This is a genomic window from Streptomyces sp. PA03-6a (assembly GCF_033792765.1).
In the GTDB taxonomy this organism is placed as follows: Bacteria; Actinomycetota; Actinomycetes; order Streptomycetales; family Streptomycetaceae; genus Actinacidiphila.
The window spans coordinates 37157-52377 of sequence record NZ_JARAVK010000019.1 but is presented as its reverse complement, the minus strand read 5'-3'; the positions used below and the strand labels follow the sequence as shown (position 1 = coordinate 52377).

Here is a 15221-nt window from a genome sequence, read left to right as displayed (position 1 = left end):
GGGCCGGTCAGCCCCGTCCGTGGCGCAGCGCGGGGTGCGCGCCGGCGGCCACGAGGTCGGCCACGGCGGACTTGGGGTCGCGGCCGGTCACCAGCGACTCGCCGACGAGGACGGCGTCGGCGCCGTCGTTGGCGTAGGCGATGAGGTCGTGCGGGCCGCGGACGCCGGACTCGGCCACCTTGACGATGTGGTCCGGGATCTCCGGGGCGACGCGGGCGAAGGTGCCGCGGTCGACCTCGAGGGTCTTGAGGTTGCGCGCGTTGACGCCGATGATGCGGGCGCCCGCGTCGACGGCGCGCTCGACCTCCTCCTCGTCGTGCACCTCGACCAGCGGGGTGAGCCCGATGGACCCGGCCCGCTCGATCAGGGAGACCAGCGCGTCCTGCTCCAGCGCCGCGACGATCAGCAGCGCCAGGTCGGCACCGTAGGCGCGGGCCTCCCAGAGCTGGTAGGCGGTGACGATGAAGTCCTTGCGGAGCACGGGGATGTCGACCTTGGCCCGGACGGCCTCGAGGTCGGCCAGCGAGCCGCCGAAGCGGCGCTGCTCGGTGAGGACCGAGATGACGGCGGCGCCGCCCGCCTCGTAGTCCGCGGCCAGGCCCGCGGGGTCGGCGATGGCGGCCAGAGCGCCCTTGGAGGGGCTGGACCGCTTGACCTCGCAGATGACCTTGACGCTGTCCCCGCGCAGGGCCGCCACGCCGTCCTTGGCGTCGCGCGCCTTCGCCGCCCGCTCCTTGAGCTCGTCGAGGGAGACCCGGGCCTGCCGCTCGGCGAGGTCCTCGCGGACTCCGTCGATGATCTCGTCGAGCACACTCACGCGAGAGGACCCCTTCCGAAAGCGAAACGATCAAGCCAGTGAGATGTTCCACCAGCACTGCGATGGTAACCGCCGGTGGGCGGAGGACCCGCATCCGGCGGGGCGGGGGCCCACCGGACGGACGGTCCGGGCGCCCCTTCGTCGCTGGTCAGGGCGCCAGCGCGGTGCCGAACGGAAGGTTCCGGACGACGGTGAAGAGCAGCACGACACCCGTGATCGCCCACCAGTGGACGGCCCGCAGCGCGAGCGAGAAGGGGCGGCCGCGCAGCGTCCGGGTGAGCCAGACCGTCCACACCACGGCGAAGAGCAGGTAGCCCGCCACGGCCAGCGCGTTGAGGCCGAACGCCGCGCCGAAGTCGCCGTGCACGACCGCGTACGCGCTGCGCAGCCCGCCGCAGCCGGGGCAGTACAGGCCCGTGTAGTGCAGCAGGGGGCAGACCGGGTAGTGCCCGGCCTCGTTCGGGTCGAAGGTGCCGACGTACGCGAAGGCGGCGGCGACACCGCCGAGCACGCCCAGCGGGGCGGCGAGGGCAATCGGCTTCGGCCTGGCGGCGGTCTCGGTCACGCGGTGATTGTCCCGCGCCGCGCCCGCCGGGGACACCCGGGGTGGCCGGAAAGGACGCAACCGCCGCCGGCGGATGCGCCGGCGGCGGCTGCGGGGTCCGTGCCCGGGTCAGCCGTGCTGCTTCTCCGGCACCGGCTTGCCGAGGCCCGCGGCGCGCATACCGAGACCGATCAGACCGCCCAGGGCGGCGACCGCCAGGCCGGCGAACATACCGATCGGCTCCGCCAGGACGACGAAGGCAGCCGCGACGCAGAAGCCGATGAAGGCGATGGTCACGCCGGTCCAGGCGGCAGGGGTGTGTCCGTGGCTGTTGCCCGCCATGAGTGCTCCCAAGTCGTTCTACAAAAGGGTCGTCAGTTGCTCCGCCCGCGCGATGGCGCGCGTCACGCGCCATTGTCCCCCGTTGCGCTCACGCTCCGCGCGCGGGGGGTGGCCCGGCGCGTCAGGGCGCCTCGGTGGGGTCCTCGCCGCGGTCCAGCGCCTTCCACAGGTCCTCGGGGCGCTCCTCGCCGGCGGCGGGTGCGGCGGTACGTGCGGGCTGCGACGCCTTCGGGGTGTCGCGGTCGTACCGGTTCGACATCCCCGGCCAGGTCCGGGCGCGGAGCAGGGCGACGACGCCTGCGGACAGCAGCAGCACGCCACCGGCCGCGGACAAGCCCGGCCAGGCACTGGTGGTGGCCCCGGTGACGGTCGTACGGCTGAGGCCGCTGGCGGTCGCCGCGGCGGCGTCCAGGGCCGCGGTGTCGCCGAGCGCGAGCAGCGCCGCCGCGAGGGCCCCGGCCCCGCACAGCGCGAGCAGCCCGCCGACGAGCAGCCGGGCCGCTCCCCGTACGGCGAAGACCGCCACGAGGGCGGCGAGTCCCACCAGCGCGAGCGCGCCCGGCACCCCGGTGACCTGGTGGCCGGAGACGCTGACCGGCATCCCGCCGCCGGCGAACGGGGCGCTGCCCTTCTGCCAGGTCTTGCCCGAGGCCAGGAGCACGACCGCGGCGCCGGCCACGCCGCTCGCCAGGGCGAGGACGAGGCTGCCGCGGCCGGCCGCCCGGCGGGGTGCGGGCCCGGCGGCCGGATCTGCGACGGTGCGGGGCTGGGGTACGGACTGGGGTACGGAACTGCTCACCGGACCACTATCCCCCGTCGTTCCCGCGCCCCGGCACGCGGGTCCCGCCGGTGGCGGTCACGCCCCGCCGCGCATCCGGCCCGCCGTGGCGACGGCGCGCAGCACCGCGGCGGCCTTGTTCCGGCACTCGGTGTCCTCGCTGACCGGGTCGGAGTCGGCGACGATGCCGGCGCCGGCCTGGACGTAGGCGGTCCCGCCGCGCAGCACCGCGGTGCGGATGGCGATGGCGGTGTCGGAGTCCCCGGCGAAGTCGAGGTAGCCCACGGCGCCGCCGTACAGCCCGCGCCGGGTGGGCTCCAGCTCGTCGATGATCTGCATCGCGCGCGGCTTGGGCGCCCCCGACAGGGTGCCCGCGGGGAAGCAGGCGGTGAGGACGTCGAAGGCCGTGCGGCCGGCGCCGAGGCTGCCGGTGACGGTGGAGACGATGTGCATGACGTGGCTGTACCGCTCGATCGACATGAAGTCGACGACCTCGACGCTGCCGGGCTCGCAGACCCTCCCCAGGTCGTTGCGGCCCAGGTCGACCAGCATCAGGTGCTCGGCGCGCTCCTTGGGGTCGGCGAGCAGTTCGTCGGCGAGCGCCTGGTCCTCCCGGGGCGTCGCGCCGCGCGGGCGGGTGCCCGCGATGGGGTGCACCATGGCCCGGCCGTCCTCGACCTTCACCAGCGCCTCGGGGCTGGACCCGACGACGTCGAAGCCGTCGAAGCGCAGCAGGTACATGTAGGGGGAGGGGTTGGTCGCCCGCAGCACGCGGTAGACGTCGAGCGCGCTCGCCGGACAGGGTGTCTCGAACCGCTGCGAGGGCACGACCTGGAAGGCGTCGCCGGCCCGGATGTACTCCTTGGCCGTCTCCACCGCGGCCTGGTACGCGGCCCCGCCGAAGCGCGAGGTGACCTCCTCCGGCAGCCGGGACGGCGGCAGCTCTACGGGCGCGGAGTCCACGGGACGGGCCAGGTCGGCGGTCATGGCGTCGAGCCGCCGCACGGCCTCGGCGTACGCCTCGTCGACGCCGGTGTCGAGGTCGTTGTGGTTGATCGCGTTGGCGATCAGCAGCACCGAGCCGTCCCAGTGGTCGAGCACCGCCAGGTCGGAGGTGAGCAGCATCGTGAGCTCGGGCAGGCCCAGGTCGTCTCGGGCATGGTCGCCGATGCGCTCCAGGCGGCGCACGACGTCGTAGCCGAGGTAGCCGACCATGCCCCCGGTGAACGGCGGCAGGCCCGCGTCGTCGTGCAGGTCGCGCGGGGTGTGCAGGGCCTCGATCGTGGCCCGCAGCGCCTCCAGCGGGTCACCGCCGTCCGGCACGCCGACCGGCGGCGTGCCGAGCCAGTGGGCCCGGCCGTCGCGCTCGGTCAAGGTGGCGGCGCTGCGGACGCCGACGAACGAGTAGCGGGACCACGAGCGGCCGTTCTCCGCGGACTCCAGCAGGAAGGTGCCGGGGCGCTCGGCGGCGAGCTTCCGGTACAGGCCGACCGGGGTGTCCCCGTCGGCCAGCAGCTTCCTGCTGACCGGGATGACACGGCGGTCCTGCGCCAGCTTGCGGAAGGTGTCGAGGTCGGGGGTGACGGTGCCCGTGGTCATGGTCCGCAGCCTAGTGCCCGGGCGCGGCCGCTTCAGGCCAGCGGCAGTTCGCCCGCGTCGAAGCAGGTGCGGTCGCCGGTGTGGCAGGCCGCGCCGACCTGGTCGACCTTGACGAGGATGGTGTCGCCGTCGCAGTCCAGGGCAACGGACTTCACGTGCTGGACGTGCCCGGAGGTGTCGCCCTTGACCCAGTACTCCTGGCGGCTGCGGCTCCAGTAGGTGCAGCGGCCGGTGGTGAGGGTGCGGTGCAGCGCCTCGTCGTCCATCCATCCGAGCATGAGGACTTCGCCGGTGTCGTACTGCTGCGCGACGGCGGGGACGAGGCCGTCGGCGGTGCGCTTGAGACGGGCGGCGACGGCTGGGTCGAGCGGGGATTCCATACCCCCATTCTGCCCGCTGCGGGCGGCGTGACTTCGGCTCCTGCCCTCACCCCGCTCACCCGTATGGGGCATGCTTCGTCCATGAGTTTTCCTCCGCCGTCGCCGCCCGACGACCCGCGCTCCGGACAGGGCGGCGGTTTTGGGCCGCCCCCGGGGGGTTTCGGCCCGCCGCAGTACCAGCCCCAGTCGCAGCCGCAGTACCAGCCGCAGCCGTTGCCGCCGTACCAGAACCAGCCGCAGTTCCCCGGGCCTGCTCAGCAGGGCGGCGGTTACGGCTACCCGCCGCAGCCGCCGCGCAGCGGTGGCGGCGCGAAGGTGGCCGCGATCGTCATCGGCGCGGTCGTCCTGATAGCCGTCGTCGTCGGCGGCCTGGCGATCGCGCTGAGCGGCGGCGAGGACGACGACAAGGGCGCCACAGGGTCCACCAGCAGCAGCCCCACGGCCTCGGCCCCCGCCACGCAGGACACGGCGACCGCGTCCACGGAGCCGGACCCCTCCGAGACCTTCCGCAAGTACGTCGTGCTCAGCCCCGGCCAGTGCTTCGACGATCCGGGCCTGGACAGCGGCGTCACCGAGGTCACGACGGTCTCCTGCAACGGCCCGCACGACGCCGAGGTCATCGCCAACGAGACCATCACGGGCACCTTCGGCACGGAGGCCGCGCTCAAGGCCAAGGTCCTGAAGCTGTGCGAGGCGGACGCCGCCAAGCGCCTGAAGGACGTCAAGGACAACCCCGGGTACTACTACTACGCGCTGTACCCGAAGCTCTCGGGCTACCAGGTGCAGGGCAAGGACACCATCTCCTGCTCCCTGACCCTCAGCAACAAGCTGGACGGCAAGAAGCTGACGAAACCGCTGCCGTAGCTGCTGCCCACCGGCGGGGGCCGGACGTAGGCTGACGGCATGTCGACTCATGCCCAGCGTGAACGTCTGCTCCTCGCCGACCTGCTGGAGAGTGCCGGACCCGAGGCGCCAACCCTCTGCGAGGGCTGGACCACCCGCGACCTCGCCGCCCACATCGTGGTGCGGGAGCGCCGCGGTGACGCCTCGGCCGGCCTGGTCATCCCCTTCCTCGCGGACCGGTCGGAGCGTGTGCGCAAGGAGTTCGCGGAACGGCCCTTCCAGGAACTGATCCGGCTGATCCGCACCGGGCCGCCGCGGCTGTCGCCGTTCGCCCTCAAGCAGATCGACGAGGCGGCCAACACCGTCGAGTTCTTCGTCCACGCCGAGGACGTGCGCCGGGCCCAGCCGGACTGGTCGCCGCGCGAACTGGACCCCGTCTTCGCCGAACTGCTCTGGTCCCGGCTGGAGCGCTCCGCCCGGCTGCTGGGCCGCAAGGCCCCGGTCGGCGTGGTGCTGCGCCGGCCGGACGGGCAGACCGCGGTGGCGCACCGCGGCGCCCCGGTCGTCACGGTCACCGGGGAGCCCGGCGAGCTGCTGCTGTTCGCCTTCGGCCGGCAGGACTCCGCCCGGGTGGAGACCGAGGGCGACAAGGACGCGGTGACCCGGCTGTACGACGCCAGGCTCGGGATCACGGCCTGAGTCCGGCTACCCGGGGCGGCGGGCGAGTTCCGCCCGCCGCAGCGCCGGCGCGGCGAGTCCCGCGACGGCCCCTGCGGCCGCGACCGCCGCACTGACGACGAACACCGGCTGCGGACCCCAGGCGCCGATGGCGGCCCCGGTGAGCGGGTAGCTCATCGGGGCGACGCCGAGCGAGAACAGCGCGGCCACCGAACTGACCCGGCCGAGGTAGGCGGGGTCGGTGAGGGTCTGCAGCAGGGCTCCGCACAGTGCGCCGCTCAGTCCTGCCACGAGGCCGATCACGACGGCCACGGCGACCGCCCCCGGCAGCGCGGGGACGAAGACGAAGGCGGCCACCGCGACCGCCCCCAGCCCCAGGCAGCAGGCCTGGGCCAGCCCGGCGCGCGGCAGCCGGCCGCGCACCGTCAGCAGCAGTGAGGCGGCGCCCGCGCCGGCGCCGAAGCCGCTGACGATCCAGCCGAGCCCGGCGGCGCCCCAGCCCCGGTCGGCGGCGACCAGCACGAGGCCGATGTTGAACGGCCCGGCGAAACCGAGCTCGCCGACCGCGATGACGACCATGAGCGCGGTGAGCGCGCGCCGTCCGCGGATGTGGCGCAGGCCGTCCACCAGCTCCCGCCACGGGGTGCCGCCCGCCCGTGCGGCACCGTCGTCGGGCCGCAGCGGGGCCACGCGGACGGCGAGCAGCAGCACGAGCGAGACCGCGAACAGCACGCCCGCGACGGCGAACGCGGTGGGGGCGCCGCCGGTCGCGACGGCCGTGCCGCCGAGCGAGGCGCCGGCCACGTTGCCGACCCGCATCGCGATGCCCTTCATCCCGTGCAGGCGGCCCAGTTGGTCCGGGCCGGTGATGCGCGTCGGCAGGGCGCCGACGGCGGGCAGGAACACCGCGTCCACGGCGCCGAAGAGCACCGCGACCACGGCCAGCGCCCACAGCCCGGGGGTGGTGAGGGCGAGCAGCGCGGCCGCCGCGAACATCACCGCGCACCGGGTCAGATCACTGCCGATGACGATGCGTCGCGGCCCGAACCGGTCGGCCAGCACTCCCCCGCCGAGCATCAGCACCGCGCGCGGCACGGCGCCGGCCGCGAGGACCAGGCCGGCCCGCCCGGGGTCCCCGGCGCGGGTGGCGGCCCAGGACAGGGCGAGGAACCACACGGCGTCGCCGACGAGCGAGGCGGTGAAGGCGGCGAGCCAGCGCAGGACGTTGGCGTCCCGGTGGGCGGGGGCACGGGAAGGGGACAGGGACGGTGCGGCGGTGGCGGGCGCCGTCATGCGGTCGCCTCCTTCGGGGCTCACGGCCGGTGGGGGAATCCGTACATGTGCACCGCGACGTGCTCACGGCCCTCGGTGTCGCCCGCCTCCTCGGCGGCGCGCCCGCGGTCGACCCAGCGCATGACCAGCTCCCCCAGCTCATCGCCGAACCGGCGCATCTCCTGCGCGGTGAGCCGGGGCATGTACTCGGAGCTGAAGGACGCGTCGGTCCACTCCTTGTCCCAGGCGAACTGCTGGTCGAGGTAGGCGGCGTAGCGCGCGTACCGGGTGGCGAGGAGCTGCCGGGCCACCTCGCCCATGACGGCGGCGCCCTCGGGGCGGTCGGCGAAGTCCGAGGTGCGGAAGGCCAATCCGCGTTCGGAGCTGACCTTCCACCACCGCTCGCGGCCGTCCGAGCTCTGCCCGGGGGCCTCGGTGATGAAGCCGTGCGCGGCCAGCTTGCGCAGGTGGTAACTGACCAGCGACACCGCCTCGTCGACCTGGTCGGCCAGCTGGGAGGCGGTGGCGGTGCGGGCGGTGAACAGGGCGCGGTAGAGCTCGATGCGCAGCGGGTGCGTGAAGACCTTGAGCGCGTCGAGGTCGGTGATCCTCTGGGGGTCTGCGGAGGTCTCTTCCGTCTCTTCCTCGGGCATACCCGGGAGGCTAGATAGGAAAGGAAATTTGCGCAATAGAAATTGCGCAACTGATCCTGTACATCGGGGCGACTGATCGGGATGTCCACCCGGGAGGACGACGGCGGTCAAGGCCCGTGCCACGAGGCGGACTTCGCGGCCGATGCCGACGGGGACCTCGGACGGCCGGCGGAGAACCGTGCGCCGGGTGAGACCCTGGTGCACGACGTGATCGCCGCAACGCTCGACCTCCGTGGGTGACGTGTGCCGTACCTGAAGCTGCTCCGCCGGCCCCATGTGGGCCGGTTGCTGTCCGGTTCGCTCGTCGGACGGCTGCCGACCGCGATGGCGGCCCTGGCCATCGCGCTGGCGCTCCGCGCGGCCGGCGCGGACTACCGGCTGGTGGGCGCCGCCGGGGGCATCTACGCGGTGTCCGGAGCGATCGGCGGGCCGCTGCTCGGACGGTGGGCGGACCGGCTGGGCCAGCCGCGCGTGCTGATCGTCTCGGCGCTGGTCTCGGCCGGCGGCTTCGCCGCGCTGGCCGCCGCCCCGGGCAGCACGGCGGTGGCCGTGCTCGGCCCGGCCGTCGCCGGGGCCGCCTCGCCGCCGCTGGAGCCGTGCCTGCGCGCGCTCTGGCCGGACCTCGTCGAGCCGGACGAACTGGAGTCCGCGTACGCGGTGGACGCCGGCGCGCAGGAACTGGTCTTCATCGCCGGCCCGCTCCTGGTCGGCGGGCTGGCGGTGCTCGGCCCGGCCCGGCTGGCGCTACTGGCCGCGGCCGTCCTCGGGGTGGTGGGCGCGCTCTCCGTCGCGACCTCCGCGCCCTCCCGTGCCTGGGCCTCCGCCACCCGTTCCGTCGACTGGCTGGGTCCGCTGCGCAACCGGGCCCTGGTGGTGCTGCTGTGCGCGCTGGCCGGATGCGGCTGGGCGCTGGGCACGTTCAACGTCTTCGCCGTCGCCTACGCCGAGCGCCACCCGCTGCCCGGCGGCGCGGGCACCCTGCTGGCGCTGAACTCCACCGGCGCCCTGATCGGCGCCCTGCTGATCGCCGTCCTGCCCTGGCGGGCGGACCCGGCCACCAAGGCGGCCGTCACCGCCGCCGGGATGGCCGTCACCTTCTGGCCCTTCGCCCTGGTCCCCGGCCCGCTGCCGATGGCGGCTGCCGCCCTGCTGAGCGGGGTGTTCTTCGCGCCGCTGCTCACCGTGGTGTTCGGGCTCACCGGCGAACTCGCCCCGGCGGGCACCGTCACCGAGGCCTTCGCCTGGCTGGTCACCCTGGTCACCACCGGCATCGCGGGCGGCTCCGCCGTCAGCGGCCTGATCCTCGCCGACGGCTCCCTCCCCGCGGCCGCCGTCAGCGCCGCGAGCGGCGTCACCCTCACCGCCCTCACCCTCGCCGCCGCGCGGCCCCTCCTGGCCCGCGACCGCGTCGCCGTCCGGGCCGCGGGCCGGAACGGGGCGCCTAGCGCACCGGGTGCCCGGCGTCCCGGAGGGTCCGCTTGACCTCGCCGATGCGCAGGTCGCCGAAGTGGAACACCGAGGCGGCCAGGACGGCGTCGGCGCCGGCGGCGACGGCCGGGGGGAAGTCGGTGAGGCGGCCCGCGCCGCCGGAGGCGATGACGGGGACGGTGACGTGCTTGCGGACGGCGGCGATCATCTCCGTGTCGTAGCCGTCCTTGGTGCCGTCGGCGTCCATCGAGTTGAGCAGGATCTCGCCGGCGCCCAGCTCGGCCGCGCGGTGCGCCCACTCCACGGCGTCGATGCCGGTGCCCTGGCGGCCGCCGTGCGTGGTCACCTCGTAGCCGGACGGTGTCCCGGCGTCGGTGCGGCGGGCGTCAACGGACAGCACCAGCACCTGGCGGCCGAACCGTTCGGCGATCTCGCGCAGCAGCTCGGGCCGGGCGATCGCCGCGGTGTTGACGCCGACCTTGTCGGCCCCGGCGCGCAGCAGCTTGTCGACGTCCTCGGCGGACCGCACGCCGCCGCCGACGGTGAGCGGGATGAAGACCTGCTCGGCGGTGCGCCGCACCACGTCGTAGGTCGTCTCGCGGTTGCCGGAGGAGGCCGTGATGTCGAGGAAGGTCAGCTCGTCGGCGCCCTCGGCGTCGTACAGCTTGGCCATCTCGACGGGGTCGCCGGCGTCCCGCAGGTTCCGGAAGTTGACGCCCTTGACGACCCGGCCGTTGTCCACGTCCAGGCAGGGGATGACTCGGACCGCCAGGGTCATGGTGCTCAAGCTCCTCGGAATGCTTCCAGTTCGACTTCGACCAGGACCCGGGAGTCCACGAAACCGGAGACGACGACCACCGTCGCGGTGGGTCGCACGGCGTCGAAGAACTCCTTGTGGGCCCGGCCCACCGCGTCCACGTCGCGGGTGTGGGTGAGGTACATGCGGGTGCGGACGACCGATTCGGCGCCGAGGCCGAACTCCTCCAGCACGCCGAGCGCGTTGGTGAACGCCGTCTTGGCCTGCTCGTACGGGTCGCCCTCGCCGTACAGCATGGTGCCGACGAACGGCATCGTGCCGCCGACGAGGACCCGGTCCCCCGCCGCGACGCCACGTGCGAAACCGAACTGCTCCTCCCAGGGGCTGTCGCTCTGCACACGCCGTACGGCAGGGGTTTGGGTCATCGCGACACAGCCTCCAGAGCCTCTTCCAAGGTGAACGCCTTGGCGTACAGGGCCTTACCCACGATGGCGCCTTCGACGCCCTCCGGGACCAGAGTCGCCAGGACCCGCAGGTCGTCGAGGGAGGAGACACCGCCGGAGGCGACCACCGGCCGGTCGGTCGCGGCGCACACGTTCCTGAGCAGCTCGACGTTGGGGCCCTGGAGGGTACCGTCCTTGTTGATGTCGGTGACGACGTAGCGGGCGCAGCCCTCGGAGTCCAGGCGCGCCAGCGTCTCGTAGAGGTCGCCGCCGTCGCGGGTCCAGCCGCGGCCGCGCAGGGTGGTGCCGCGGACGTCCAGGCCGACCGCGATCCGGTCGCCGTGCTCGGCGATGACCTTGGCGACCCACTCCGGGGTCTCCAGGGCAGCGGTGCCGAGGTTGACCCGGGTGCAGCCGGTGGCGAGCGCCGCGGTCAGCGTCCCGTCGTCACGGATGCCGCCGGACAGCTCGACCTTGATGTCCATGGAGCGGGCCACCTCGGCGATCTGCTCCCGGTTGTCCCCGGTGCCGAAGGCGGCGTCCAGGTCGACCAGGTGCAGCCATTCGGCACCGGCCTGCTGCCAGGCCAGGGCGGCGGCCATCGGGTCCCCGTAGGACGTCTCGGAGCCGGACTCTCCGTGGACGAGGCGGACGGCCTGGCCGTCGCGGACGTCGACGGCGGGAAGGAGTTCGAGGCGGTGCGTCGTGCTCATGGCGGCGTACGTCCTAGTCCTTGAAGGTGTCGAGCCAGTTGGTCAGCAGCTGGGCGCCGGCGTCGCCGGACTTCTCCGGATGGAACTGGGTGGCCCACAGCGGACCGTTCTCCACCGCCGCGACGAAGGGCTCGCCGTGCGTGGCCCAGGTGACCTTGGGGACCCGGATGCCGGGGTTGGCGGTCTCCAGCTCCCAGCTGCGCACCGCGTAGGAGTGCACGAAGTAGAAGCGGGCGTCGGCGTCCAGGCCGGCGAACAGCCGGGAGTCCTCGGGCGCCTTGACGGTGTTCCAGCCCATGTGCGGCACGACCGGTGCGCGCAGCGGCTCCACGGTGCCGGGCCACTCCTCGCAGCCCTCCGTGGTGACGCCGTGCTCGACGCCCCTCTCGAAGAGGATCTGCATGCCGACGCAGATGCCCATCACGGGCCTGCCGCCCGACAGCCGGCGGCCGATGATCCACTCACCGCGCACCGCCTTCAGCCCGGCCATGCAGGCGGCGAAGGCGCCGACGCCGGGGACGAGCAGCCCGTCGGCGTTCATGGCCCTGTCGAAGTCGGCGGTGATCTCCACGTCCGCGCCCACCCGGGCGAGCGCGCGCTCGGCGGAACGGACGTTGCCGAAGCCGTAGTCGAGGACCACGACCTTCTTGGCGGCCTTGCTCATCTGCCGGAACCCCCTACAGCCGCAGCAGGCCGGCCGCCAGCGACATGGCCGAGCCGACACCGAGCAGCACGACGATGCTCTTGGGCATCTTCTGCTTCCAGAAGGAGTACACCCCGCCGGCCAGGAAGAGGCCGAGCAGGATGAAGAGAACGGCCGGCTTGCTCATCAGAGGGCGCCCTTCGTCGACGGGAGGATGCCCGCGGCGCGCGGGTCGCGCTCGGAGGCGTAGCGCAGGGCCCGGGCCAGCGCCTTGAACTGGCACTCCACGATGTGGTGGGCGTTGCGCCCGTACGGGACGTGGACGTGCAGCGCGATCTGCGCCTGGGCGACGAAGGACTCCAGGATGTGCCGGGTCATCGTCGTGTCGTAGGAGCCGATCATCGGCGCCATGTTCTCGGGTTCGGTGTGCACCAGGTACGGGCGGCCCGACAGGTCGACGGTGACCTGGGCGAGGGACTCGTCCAGCGGCACGGTGCAGTTGCCGAAGCGGTAGATGCCCACCTTGTCGCCGAGCGCCTGCTTGAAGGCGGCGCCCAGCGCGAGGGCGGTGTCCTCGATGGTGTGGTGGGTGTCGATGTGCAGGTCGCCCTCGGTCTTGACCGTGAGGTCGAAGAGGCCGTGGCGGCCGAGCTGGTCGAGCATGTGGTCGTAGAAGCCGACTCCGGTGGAGATCTCGGTCCTGCCGGTGCCGTCGAGGTCGAGCTCGACGACGACGGACGTCTCCTTGGTCGTGCGCTCCACGCGGCCGACGCGGGTCATGTGGTTACTGCTCCTTCTTCAGCTCGCGTACCGCTTCGAGGAACGCGTCGTTCTCGGCCGGGGTGCCCGCGGTGACCCGCAGCCAGCCCGGTACGCCGTTGTCGCGGACGAGCACGCCGCGGTCGAGGATCGCCTGCCAGGCGCGGTGGCTGTCCTCGAAGCGGCCGAACTGGACGAAGTTGGCGTCGGAGTCGGTGACCTCGCAGCCGATCGCCCGCAGCTCCCCGACCAGGCGGTCCCGCTCGGCCTTCAGCTGCTCGACGTACCCCAGCAGCGTATCGGTGTGCTCCAGGGCGGCCAGCGCGGTGGCCTGGGTGACGGCCGACAGGTGGTACGGCAGCCGCACCAGCTGGACGGCGTCCACCACCGCCGGGTCGGCGGCGAGGTAGCCCAGCCGCAGGCCGGCCGCGCCGAAGGCCTTCGACATGGTGCGGCTGACCACCATGTTGGGGCGGCCCTCGATCAGCGGCAGCAGGGACGGGCCGTGGCTGAACTCGCCGTACGCCTCGTCGACCACCACCAGGGCGGGCCGGGCGGCCTGGGCGGCCTCGTACAGCGCCACGACGGTGTCGGCGGCGACGGCGGTGCCGGTGGGGTTGTTGGGCGAGGTGATGAAGACCACGTTCGGCCGCTGCTCGGCGATGACCCGCGCGGCGGCGGTCACGTCGATGGTGAAGTCCTCGCGGCGCGGGCCGGAGATCCAGCCGGTGCCGGTGCCGCGGGAGATCAGCCCGTGCATGGAGTACGAGGGCTCGAAGCCGATCGCGGTGCGCCCGGGGCCGCCGAAGGTCTGCAGCAGTTGCTGGATGACCTCGTTGGAGCCGTTGGCGGCCCACACGTTGGCGAGTCCCACCGCGTGGCCCGCGGTGCGGGTCAGGTACCCGGCCAGTTGGGTGCGGAGCTCCACCGCGTCCCGGTCGGGGTAGCGGTTGAGGTCGCGGGCGGCCTCGCGGACCCGCTCGGCGATCCGCTCGACCAGCGCCTCGGGCAGCGGGTACGGGTTCTCGTTGGTGTTCAGGCGTACGGGGACGTCGAGTTGCGGGGCGCCGTAGGGGGACTTGCCGCGCAGTTCGTCCCGGATGGGCAGGTCGTCGATGCCGGTCACGGACCCGGTACCGTCCAATCGAATCGGGCGCGGACCGCGGCGCCGTGCGCGGGCAGGTCCTCGGCGTCGGCCAGGGTCACCACGTGCGCGGCGATCTCGGCGAGCGCCTCGCGGGTGTAGTCCACGACGTGGATGCCGCGCAGGAAGGACTGCACGGACAGGCCCGAGGAGTGGCAGGCGCAGCCGCCGGTGGGCAGGACGTGGTTGGAGCCCGCCGCGTAGTCGCCGAGCGAGACGGGCGCGTACGCGCCGACGAAGACCGCGCCCGCGTTGCGCACCCGGGCGGCGACGACGGCGGCGTCCGCGGTCTGGATCTCCAGGTGCTCGGCCGCGTAGGCGTCCACCACCTGCAGGCCCTGCTCGATCCCGTCGACCAGGACGATGCCGGACTGGCGGCCGGACAGCGCGGGGGCGATCCGGTCCTCGACGTGCTTGGTCGCCGCGACCTGGGTCTCCAGCTCCTTCTCCACCGCCTCGGCGAGGTCCACGGAGTCGGTGACCAGGACGGCGGCGGCCAGCGGGTCGTGCTCGGCCTGGCTGATCAGGTCGGCGGCGACGTGCACCGGGTCGGCGGTGGCGTCGGCGAGGATGGCGATCTCGGTCGGGCCCGCCTCCGCGTCGATGCCGATGCGGCCCTTGAGCAGGCGCTTGGCGGCGGCGACCCAGATGTTGCCGGGGCCGGTGACCATGTTCACCGGACGGCACTCCTCGGTGCCGTAGGCGAACATCGCGACGGCCTGGGCGCCGCCCGCGGCGTACACCTCGTCCACGCCGAGCAGCGCGCACGCGGCGAGGATCGTCGGGTGCGGGAGCCCGCCGAACTCCTTCTGCGGGGGCGAGGCGACGGCCATCGAGCCGACCTCGGCCTCCTGCGCGGGCACCACGTTCATCACCACGGAGGACGGGTAGACCGAGCGGCCGCCGGGCACGTACAGGCCCACGCGTTCCACCGGCACCCAGCGCTCGGTGACCGTGCCGCCCGGCACGACCTGCGTGGTGTGGTCGGTGCGGCGCTGCTCGCCGTGCACGAGCCGGGCGCGGCGGACCGACTCCTCCAGCGCGGCCCGCACCTTCGGGTCCAGCTCCGCCAGGGCCCGGGTCAGCGCCTCGGCCGGAACCCGCACCCGGTCGATGGTGACGCCGTCGAACTTCTCCGCGTAGTCGATCAGTGCCGCGGTGCCACGATGCTTCACGTCCTCGCAGATCGGGCGCACCTTCTCCAGTGCGGCCTCGACGTCGAGCTCGGCACGGGGCAGCAGGTCGCGGTCGACGCCGTCCGCCGGGAAGGCGTCGCCGCGCAGATCGATTCGGGAGATCACCCTCCCAAGTGTAGAGAACCGCCCTCACGGCCTTCGTCGAGTATCAGTCCGTGATACGCGTACGGGCCCCGTCCCATGATCTCCCCGGCTAGCGTTTCCGTCGTCGTCGCCAGCCACGGGAGGGAGA

Annotated in this window: 20 protein-coding genes; 4 read left to right on the top strand and 16 right to left on the bottom strand. The window is 73.6% G+C overall.

The features are described 5' to 3' along the window. Window positions 1–7 precede the first annotated feature (7 nt). The 6 genes from trpC to hisI form a co-directional block, all read right to left on the bottom strand. Window positions 8–817 carry an indole-3-glycerol phosphate synthase TrpC gene (gene trpC, locus PV350_RS07530; protein WP_499511308.1) on the bottom strand — a complete coding sequence of 270 codons (810 nt, stop codon included), beginning with the start codon at window positions 815–817 and terminating at the stop codon, window positions 8–10. Window positions 818–965: 148 nt separating this feature from the next. Next, the gene (locus tag PV350_RS07525) at window positions 966–1382 is read right to left on the bottom strand and encodes a DUF2752 domain-containing protein (protein ID WP_499511309.1); all 417 of its coding nucleotides are present in this window, start codon (window positions 1380–1382) and stop codon (window positions 966–968) included. A 108-nt stretch (window positions 1383–1490) separates the two neighbouring features. Further along, window positions 1491–1703 (bottom strand): HGxxPAAW family protein, encoded by a 213-nt coding sequence (locus tag PV350_RS07520; protein ID WP_499511310.1) that lies wholly within the window; start codon window positions 1701–1703, stop codon window positions 1491–1493. Window positions 1704–1824: 121 nt separating this feature from the next. Next, window positions 1825–2502, bottom strand: coding sequence for a TIGR02234 family membrane protein (locus tag PV350_RS07515; protein WP_499511311.1), 678 nt, complete (start codon window positions 2500–2502; stop codon window positions 1825–1827). A 57-nt stretch (window positions 2503–2559) separates the two neighbouring features. After that, window positions 2560–4080, bottom strand: a complete 1521-nt coding sequence (locus PV350_RS07510; RefSeq protein ID WP_499511312.1) for an anthranilate synthase component I — start codon at window positions 4078–4080, stop codon at window positions 2560–2562. A 32-nt stretch (window positions 4081–4112) separates the two neighbouring features. Then, window positions 4113–4460, bottom strand: coding sequence for a phosphoribosyl-AMP cyclohydrolase (gene hisI / locus PV350_RS07505; protein WP_499511313.1), 348 nt, complete (start codon window positions 4458–4460; stop codon window positions 4113–4115). A gap of 81 nt (window positions 4461–4541) precedes the next feature. Here hisI and PV350_RS07500 point away from each other — a divergent pair, with 81 nt between their 5' ends. Both PV350_RS07500 and PV350_RS07495 read left to right on the top strand, forming a co-directional pair. Then, window positions 4542–5324 carry a hypothetical protein gene (locus PV350_RS07500; protein ID WP_500333198.1) on the top strand — a complete coding sequence of 261 codons (783 nt, stop codon included), beginning with the start codon at window positions 4542–4544 and terminating at the stop codon, window positions 5322–5324. A 39-nt stretch (window positions 5325–5363) separates the two neighbouring features. Continuing rightward, window positions 5364–6002, top strand: a complete 639-nt coding sequence (locus tag PV350_RS07495) for a TIGR03085 family protein (RefSeq protein WP_499511315.1) — start codon at window positions 5364–5366, stop codon at window positions 6000–6002. Window positions 6003–6008: 6 nt separating this feature from the next. On the opposite strand, the gene PV350_RS07490 is transcribed toward PV350_RS07495, so the two are convergent. Continuing rightward, entirely contained in the window at window positions 6009–7274 is a 1266-nt protein-coding gene (locus PV350_RS07490; protein ID WP_500333197.1) for an MFS transporter, read from the bottom strand. 20 nt (window positions 7275–7294) lie between these two features. After that, a complete protein-coding gene (locus PV350_RS07485) occupies window positions 7295–7906 on the bottom strand; it encodes a winged helix-turn-helix domain-containing protein (RefSeq protein WP_500333196.1) in 612 nt (203 codons plus the stop codon). Between the two features lie 81 nt (window positions 7907–7987). Here PV350_RS07485 and PV350_RS07480 point away from each other — a divergent pair, with 81 nt between their 5' ends. Beyond that, complete coding sequence (locus tag PV350_RS07480) at window positions 7988–8146, top strand: hypothetical protein (protein ID WP_499511318.1); 159 nt, start codon at window positions 7988–7990, stop codon at window positions 8144–8146. Window positions 8147–8149: 3 nt separating this feature from the next. Then, window positions 8150–9388: an MFS transporter gene (locus PV350_RS07475; RefSeq protein WP_499511319.1), complete on the top strand. Its 1239-nt coding sequence runs from the start codon at window positions 8150–8152 to the stop codon at window positions 9386–9388. Here the strand turns inward: PV350_RS07475 and hisF are convergent. Genes hisF through hisD form a run of 8 tightly spaced genes read right to left on the bottom strand, consistent with a single transcriptional unit; the run spans window position 9348 to window position 15094 of the window. Next, window positions 9348–10112 carry an imidazole glycerol phosphate synthase subunit HisF gene (gene hisF / locus PV350_RS07470; RefSeq protein ID WP_500333195.1) on the bottom strand — a complete coding sequence of 255 codons (765 nt, stop codon included), beginning with the start codon at window positions 10110–10112 and terminating at the stop codon, window positions 9348–9350. The genes PV350_RS07475 and hisF overlap by 41 nt on opposite strands. A 5-nt stretch (window positions 10113–10117) precedes the next feature. Continuing rightward, entirely contained in the window at window positions 10118–10516 is a 399-nt protein-coding gene (locus PV350_RS07465; RefSeq protein ID WP_499511321.1) for a RidA family protein, read from the bottom strand. Further along, window positions 10513–11247, bottom strand: coding sequence for a bifunctional 1-(5-phosphoribosyl)-5-((5-phosphoribosylamino)methylideneamino)imidazole-4-carboxamide isomerase/phosphoribosylanthranilate isomerase PriA (gene priA, locus PV350_RS07460; RefSeq protein ID WP_499511322.1), 735 nt, complete (start codon window positions 11245–11247; stop codon window positions 10513–10515). Before priA ends, PV350_RS07465 begins: the two co-directional genes overlap by 4 nt. Before the next feature lie 13 nt (window positions 11248–11260). After that, on the bottom strand, window positions 11261–11911 hold the full coding sequence (gene hisH, locus PV350_RS07455; protein ID WP_499511323.1) for an imidazole glycerol phosphate synthase subunit HisH: 651 nt from the start codon (window positions 11909–11911) through the stop codon (window positions 11261–11263). Between the two features lie 13 nt (window positions 11912–11924). After that, window positions 11925–12077: a CG2302 family histidine operon protein gene (locus PV350_RS07450; protein WP_499511324.1), complete on the bottom strand. Its 153-nt coding sequence runs from the start codon at window positions 12075–12077 to the stop codon at window positions 11925–11927. Then, the gene (gene hisB, locus PV350_RS07445; protein ID WP_319661088.1) at window positions 12077–12670 is read right to left on the bottom strand and encodes an imidazoleglycerol-phosphate dehydratase HisB; all 594 of its coding nucleotides are present in this window, start codon (window positions 12668–12670) and stop codon (window positions 12077–12079) included. Before hisB ends, PV350_RS07450 begins: the two co-directional genes overlap by 1 nt. Window positions 12671–12674: 4 nt before the next feature. Further along, on the bottom strand, window positions 12675–13775 hold the full coding sequence (locus tag PV350_RS07440) for a histidinol-phosphate transaminase (RefSeq protein WP_499511325.1): 1101 nt from the start codon (window positions 13773–13775) through the stop codon (window positions 12675–12677). Further along, window positions 13772–15094, bottom strand: coding sequence for a histidinol dehydrogenase (gene hisD / locus PV350_RS07435; protein ID WP_499511326.1), 1323 nt, complete (start codon window positions 15092–15094; stop codon window positions 13772–13774). Before hisD ends, PV350_RS07440 begins: the two co-directional genes overlap by 4 nt. Window positions 15095–15221 lie beyond the last annotated feature (127 nt).

Excerpts from the sequence above, each read along its gene's own strand:
- PV350_RS07485 (WP_500333196.1), bottom strand. The coding sequence starts at position 7,906 with ATGCCCGAGGAAGAGACGGAAGAGACCTCCGCAGACCCCCAGAGGATC.
- PV350_RS07495 (WP_499511315.1), top strand. The coding sequence starts at position 5,364 with ATGTCGACTCATGCCCAGCGTGAACGTCTGCTCCTCGCCGACCTGCTG.
- PV350_RS07465 (WP_499511321.1), bottom strand. The coding sequence starts at position 10,516 with ATGACCCAAACCCCTGCCGTACGGCGTGTGCAGAGCGACAGCCCCTGG.
- hisB (WP_319661088.1), bottom strand. The coding sequence starts at position 12,670 with ATGACCCGCGTCGGCCGCGTGGAGCGCACGACCAAGGAGACGTCCGTC.
- PV350_RS07480 (WP_499511318.1), top strand. The coding sequence starts at position 7,988 with ATGTCCACCCGGGAGGACGACGGCGGTCAAGGCCCGTGCCACGAGGCG.
- PV350_RS07490 (WP_500333197.1), bottom strand. The coding sequence starts at position 7,274 with ATGACGGCGCCCGCCACCGCCGCACCGTCCCTGTCCCCTTCCCGTGCC.
- hisF (WP_500333195.1), bottom strand. The coding sequence starts at position 10,112 with ATGACCCTGGCGGTCCGAGTCATCCCCTGCCTGGACGTGGACAACGGC.
- hisH (WP_499511323.1), bottom strand. The coding sequence starts at position 11,911 with ATGAGCAAGGCCGCCAAGAAGGTCGTGGTCCTCGACTACGGCTTCGGC.
- hisI (WP_499511313.1), bottom strand. The coding sequence starts at position 4,460 with ATGGAATCCCCGCTCGACCCAGCCGTCGCCGCCCGTCTCAAGCGCACC.
- PV350_RS07500 (WP_500333198.1), top strand. The coding sequence starts at position 4,542 with ATGAGTTTTCCTCCGCCGTCGCCGCCCGACGACCCGCGCTCCGGACAG.
- PV350_RS07510 (WP_499511312.1), bottom strand. The coding sequence starts at position 4,080 with ATGACCACGGGCACCGTCACCCCCGACCTCGACACCTTCCGCAAGCTG.
- PV350_RS07450 (WP_499511324.1), bottom strand. The coding sequence starts at position 12,077 with ATGAGCAAGCCGGCCGTTCTCTTCATCCTGCTCGGCCTCTTCCTGGCC.
- priA (WP_499511322.1), bottom strand. The coding sequence starts at position 11,247 with ATGAGCACGACGCACCGCCTCGAACTCCTTCCCGCCGTCGACGTCCGC.
- PV350_RS07520 (WP_499511310.1), bottom strand. The coding sequence starts at position 1,703 with ATGGCGGGCAACAGCCACGGACACACCCCTGCCGCCTGGACCGGCGTG.